This window comes from Sporomusa sp. (genome assembly GCF_057736855.1).
In genome coordinates this window covers 1-5,506 of record NZ_JBYKYF010000212.1, presented here as the reverse complement: position 1 = coordinate 5,506, position 5,506 = coordinate 1, and the positions used below count along the sequence as shown (strand labels likewise).

The following is a 5,506-nucleotide window of genomic DNA, read 5'->3' as shown; positions in this document are numbered from 1 at the left end:
ACACTTTCAGGGTATCCTTGCGGTTTTGGCATATGTTGCCATACTTCTTCTGAAGTAAAGGTCAGTACTGGAGAAACCATAACTACCAAAGTATTAAGGATTTCGTACATAACCGTTTGCGCCGCACGTCGTTCGATAGAAGCAGGCAATGCAGTATAAACACGATCTTTGAGAATATCAAGATAAATGGCACTTAGATCAACCGTACAGAAATTATGAATGGTGTGGTAAAGCAGGTGATACTCATAGTCCTCATACGCCTGGGTAACTTTTTCCCTTACTTGTTCCAACCGCATCAGCGCCCAGCGGTCAATCTCCAGCAGGTCACTATAAGCCACTTTGTCAGTGTCAGGATTAAAGTCCTGTAAGTTGCCTAAAATATAACGGAATGTATTACGAATCTTACGGTATACTTCGGCTAACTGTTTCAGAATTGGATTGGAAATTCGGATATCTGCTTTATAATCAGCCGATGCCACCCAAAGGCGAAGAATATCAGCACCATATTGTTTAATGACTTCCTGCGGATAAATGACATTGCCAACTGATTTAGACATTTTTCGGCCTTCGCCGTCAACAACAAAACCATGGGTCAATACTCCCTTATATGGCGCTGTGCCACGAGTGGCCACTGAAGTTAACAGCGAAGACTGGAACCAACCGCGATGCTGGTCACTGCCTTCCAAATAAAGGTCAGCAGGCCATTGCAGCTCTTCGCGTTGCTCTAATACAGCAGCATGACTGGAACCACTGTCAAACCATACATCCATAATATCACTTTCTTTGCGGAATTCGTTATGTCCGCAGTGAGGGCAAACAAAGCCATCAGGCAGTATCTCTTTCGCTGTTCTGCTCCACCAGGCATCTGATCCTTCCTTACGGAAGATTTCTTTAATCGCATCAATCGTTGTATCATTAATGATATGTTCATTGCATTTTGTACAATAGAAAATAGGAATCGGCACACCCCACACCCGCTGCCGAGAAATGCACCAGTCATGACGGTCAGCGACCATGTTATGAATCCGTTCTCTACCCCAAGAAGGAATCCATTGAACATCATTGTCAATGGTCTTAAGTGCTTCTTCCCGGAAACCATCTACAGAAGCAAACCATTGCTCGGTAGCACGGTAAATTATGGGGTTTTTGCAACGCCAGCAATGCGCATATTGATGTTTTATGGAGCCCTTGCCAAGCAATAAGCTGCGTGCAGCTAATTCTTTGATGATAGGCACGTTAGCGTCATGTACAAATAAACCTTCAAATTTTCCAGCCTCAGATGTAAATTTACCCGTATGGTCAACCGGGTTGATAACCGGCAAACCGTATTTCATACCCACCTCAAAGTCTTCCTGACCATGTCCAGGGGCGGTATGCACACACCCGGTACCGGCCTCAAGCGTAACATGGTCTCCTAAGATGATCGGGGATTCACGCTCAAAGAAAGGATGGCTAAAGATCATACCTTCAATAGCGGCACCTTTCATTGTCGATATAATAGTATATTCACCCAGATTATTGGATTTGACAACAGTTTCTATCAAATCGCTTGCCAGCAAATAGATTTCATCCCCAATTTGCACCCAAGCATATTCAATATCGGGATGAACACAAATCGCCACGTTAGCGGGCATGGTCCAAGGCGTAGTGGTCCAGATAACGGCATAGACTTTCTCGCTGTTTATACCCAGCGGTAAATTACCCTTATCATCGATCAGCGGAAATTTAACATAAATCGAGTGAGATTTTTTTTCAGCATATTCAATCTCAGCTTCGGCCAAAGCCGTTTCACACGAAGTACACCAGTAAACAGACTTCAAACCTTTATAAATGTAACCTTTTTTCGCCATTTCACCAAAGACTTCAATTTGTTTGGCTTCATATTCAGGATATAAAGTCACATAAGGGTTTTCCCAATCACCAGCAACTCCTAACCGTTTGAAGTCTTCCCGCTGTAAGTCAAGGCACTTAAATGCATATTGTTTACACTCCCGCCGTAACTCCAAAGGATCAAGTTCATGCCGGTTTAACCCTAGAATATTGATGGCTGCATGTTCAATTGGCAGGCCATGGGTATCCCAACCCGGTACATATGGCGAATCAAAGCCACGCAATGACTTATATTTAACAATTATATCTTTTAATATTTTGTTTAATGCAGTGCCAATATGAATATTTCCGTTGGCATAGGGCGGGCCATCATGCAAGATAAACTTGGTTTTCCCCTTGTTTTTGGCAACTTTTTTGTCATAAATCTGGTTATTACGCCAGTATTCTAGAATTTCCGGCTCACGTTCGGGGAGATTTGCGCGCATAGGAAATTCAGTCTGCGGTAAATTAAGCGTTTTGCTATAATCCAAAATTCACACCTCCGTAAAAATAAAACACAATAAAATAAAAGCTCTCATCCCTAAAGGGACGAGAGCATTAATTCCCGTGGTACCACCCTATTGGCTAATAAAGCCACTTACGACGCGATAACGAGCGTTACACGGCGAAGCCTACTGTAAAGTTCGGTTCGCAGTTCAGGAGTGATCGCGAGCCACGACTTTGGTTACCAGGCTTACACCAGATCCTGGTTCGCTGTAAACCGCCACCTAGGCTAGTCTCCGTCATTACTGATAAAATATTAGTTTATATAAAATAAATATTAGCTTATACGCAATATATTATACATGATTGACGAACAAAGTCAAATACCGGCAGATAAATTGTTCAAAAAATCCTCTTTAGTAATACCAGCGATTTTGATCATTTTTGAACGATTCTTTTGTCCGCCGACTATACTGACAGCACTTTTAGGCAACCCCATGTGTGTCGCGATAAAAGCCTGGCAGGCAGCATTAGCTTCGCCGTCAACTGGTGGCGAAGTCAGATTGATTTTCAAACTGTCGCCCATAACTCCAGTAATGGCATTCTTACTCGATCGGGGCTGAACACGCACCTTAACAATAATACCATCAGCTAATTCTATAATATCAAGGTCATTTACATTGATGGTAAGACTAGTTTTCGTCTTCTTCGGCATTGTTAAGCATTTCCATCTGGGCTTGTAATAAGGTGCGCAACCTGGTACGGAAAATTTGTGACTGTTTTTGCAATTCTTCTGCTTCGCCAGTTAGTTTGCGAACTTTAGCTATGGCCTCATCCACCAATTTTTGGGCACGAATCTCAGCTTCTTTAATAATAAGTTCAGTTTCTTTTTTGGCATTGAGCTTAACTTCTTCGGCCGTTTCTTGAGCAATGACCAGTGTGCTGTGAAGAGTATTCTCCATATGCTGATAATGTTCGAGTTTACTGTTAAGCCGTTCAATAGTCTCTTTCAAGTCCATATTTTCCCGATACAAGGTTTCATAATCCTTTATCACCTTGTCAAGAAATTCATCAACTTCTTCTTCGTTATAGCCGCGAAAGCTGCGTTTAAATTCTTTGTTATGAATTTCCAACGGTGTAAGCATAAGTAACTCCCCACCCTCTTATATAAATCGTCTAAGTAAAATACTATAGCGCCCTTTTTTGGTCTGACCAGGAATTTCAACTACCTCTACGCGACCCCGACCGCGAATAGAAATAACATCACCCACTTTTACGGCTTGTGATGCACTTTTAGCTTCCTGCCAATTCAGTTTTACTTTTGCGGCCGCAATATCATCAGCCATCCTGGTGCGAGATACACCATATCCCGCAGCTGCTACTGCATCAAGTCGTAAGGAAGCAACGGTTGCCCGGATCTCTTTAACCTTTTCCTCTTTGGCAGGAATTTCTTCAAAATCTGCAAAAGCCACAGTTACAGAAGCCTTACCAACCTCTGATAGATGTTGCACTATATAGGGTGCTATGGTTTCATCAACCACTACATAGCACGCTTCACCAGCCATAATTATATCGCCCAGCACTTCCCTTTTTATTCCCAGGCCAGTCAAGGCTCCAAGGATATCGCGATGTGACAGGCGGCTGTAACGACCATCCCATGTTATGACAATTACACGTAAAGAAAAGTCCAATGAATTTGCATAATCCAAGAAATCAGTATCGACAAACGCTACTTTTACCCGTTCAGCGCCAGTATACCCGCCCCAGGTTTCCATTGTCAGCCGGTCATAGTGGGCGGTAATGGTTTCAGCAATACTTTGGCCATACGGGTCAAGAAATTCGCTTACCTTGTATTTACGATTTTTAATCGCCGCTTCCGCTAAATCTAGAAGCCTGGCCGCTAGTTCAGCATCCCCTGATGACCGATAATACCGTAAGATTTTATCCCTTTCACTCATTAGCTTCTCCCCATCTCACGAGAACGGTTAGTAGCAGCCATAACGGCATCGATAAGTGCGGCACGTACCCCATTTTGCTCTAATACATGAACACCGGCAATAGATGTTCCCCCCGGAGATGTCACCATATCTCGCAAAATGGCAGGATGTTGACCAGTTTCAAGTACCATCTTGGCAGCCCCCAGAAGCGTCTGAGCAGCAAGCAAAATAGCGGTCTGACGGGAAAGACCGACCCGAACTCCGGCATCAGCAAGCGCATCAATCAGAACAAACGCATAAGCCGGGCCGCTGCCTGACAAACCAGTAACAGCATCCAGAGCATCTTCACTGACAGTAACTACTTTACCCACTGCACCAAATATTTGAGCAACAGGCTCACTGACTGCACTCGTTACATATTTACCCAGCGCCATAGCCGACATGCCCTCGCCGACAGCAACTGGAGTATTGGGCATAACACGAATTATCGGCACCTCAGGTAATTTCTCTTGTAATGCAGCAATAGTTATTCCGGCTGCCACAGATACCACCACTGTAGTTTTAGCTACCACCGGCGCAATAGTCTCCAAAACATCGCTCAGTACCTGAGGTTTCACCGTTAAAAATAATATATCCGACTGTTTAGCTAATTCCTGGCTATCCTGAGTAGTTGACACCATAAAAGTGCTACGCAGATAATCCAGACGCTCGGTGGCAACATCACTTACTACTAATTGGGACGGTGCCACTAATCCGGCATCTACTATGCCGCGAATAAACGCCTCCGCTATGGCGCCGCCGCCAATAAAACCTACTTGTTTGTTTGTTAGCATATTTCCTCCGTCTGGTAAATCAAGCTATTTTATTTTATAACCCATGGCTTTAGTGTCCGATCATCGGCATCTTCCCGCGGGCTATAAGCGACATCTACATTATTGGGAGCACAAAGAAAAATATTATGACCAACCTTTTGAATTTGACCGTTGAGCGCATAGGTTGTACCACTGATAAAATCAATCATTCGTTTAGAAATTTCAGGATCTGTATTTTCAAGATTGACTACCACCGGCTTGCGACTTTTTAGATAATCGGCAATATGCTGTGCATCATCAAAAGAAAAGGGTTCAACCACCATAACTTTGACTTGTTTGGTTTGTTGCGGGTTCTGTGAAGTCATTGGTAACGATACCACATTGTTATTATTCTTTTGTTTGGCCTTTACATCAGTTTCTTCCTGTTTTGGGCGTTCATCTTCT

Annotated in this window: 6 protein-coding genes; all 6 read right to left on the bottom strand. The window is 43.5% G+C overall.

The window, feature by feature from the left end; genetic code table 11:
• On the bottom strand, nucleotides 1-2,360 hold a 2,360-nt coding region (ileS, locus tag AC29Z1_RS12855; protein WP_488271853.1), incomplete at its 3' end, for an isoleucine--tRNA ligase.
• 332 nt (nucleotides 2,361-2,692) lie between these two features.
• Complete coding sequence (locus AC29Z1_RS12850; protein WP_488271852.1) at nucleotides 2,693-3,028, bottom strand: DUF167 domain-containing protein; 336 nt, start codon at nucleotides 3,026-3,028, stop codon at nucleotides 2,693-2,695.
• Entirely contained in the window at nucleotides 3,006-3,458 is a 453-nt protein-coding gene (locus AC29Z1_RS12845) for a DivIVA domain-containing protein (protein ID WP_488271851.1), read from the bottom strand. The genes AC29Z1_RS12850 and AC29Z1_RS12845 overlap by 23 nt, the downstream gene beginning before the upstream one ends.
• Before the next feature lie 18 nt (nucleotides 3,459-3,476).
• Nucleotides 3,477-4,271, bottom strand: a complete 795-nt coding sequence (locus AC29Z1_RS12840) for a YlmH family RNA-binding protein (protein WP_488271850.1) — start codon at nucleotides 4,269-4,271, stop codon at nucleotides 3,477-3,479.
• Entirely contained in the window at nucleotides 4,271-5,083 is an 813-nt protein-coding gene (gene proC / locus AC29Z1_RS12835; protein ID WP_488271849.1) for a pyrroline-5-carboxylate reductase, read from the bottom strand. Before proC ends, AC29Z1_RS12840 begins: the two co-directional genes overlap by 1 nt.
• A gap of 29 nt (nucleotides 5,084-5,112) precedes the next feature.
• Nucleotides 5,113-5,506 (bottom strand): cell division protein SepF (locus AC29Z1_RS12830; RefSeq protein WP_488271848.1); only part of this gene is annotated, 394 nt, incomplete at its 5' end.

Coding starts and splice junctions, on each gene's coding strand:
- AC29Z1_RS12845 (WP_488271851.1), bottom strand. CDS start 3,458: ATGCTTACACCGTTGGAAATTCATAACAAAGAATTTAAACGCAGCTTT.
- AC29Z1_RS12840 (WP_488271850.1), bottom strand. CDS start 4,271: ATGAGTGAAAGGGATAAAATCTTACGGTATTATCGGTCATCAGGGGAT.
- proC (WP_488271849.1), bottom strand. CDS start 5,083: ATGCTAACAAACAAACAAGTAGGTTTTATTGGCGGCGGCGCCATAGCG.
- AC29Z1_RS12850 (WP_488271852.1), bottom strand. CDS start 3,028: ATGCCGAAGAAGACGAAAACTAGTCTTACCATCAATGTAAATGACCTT.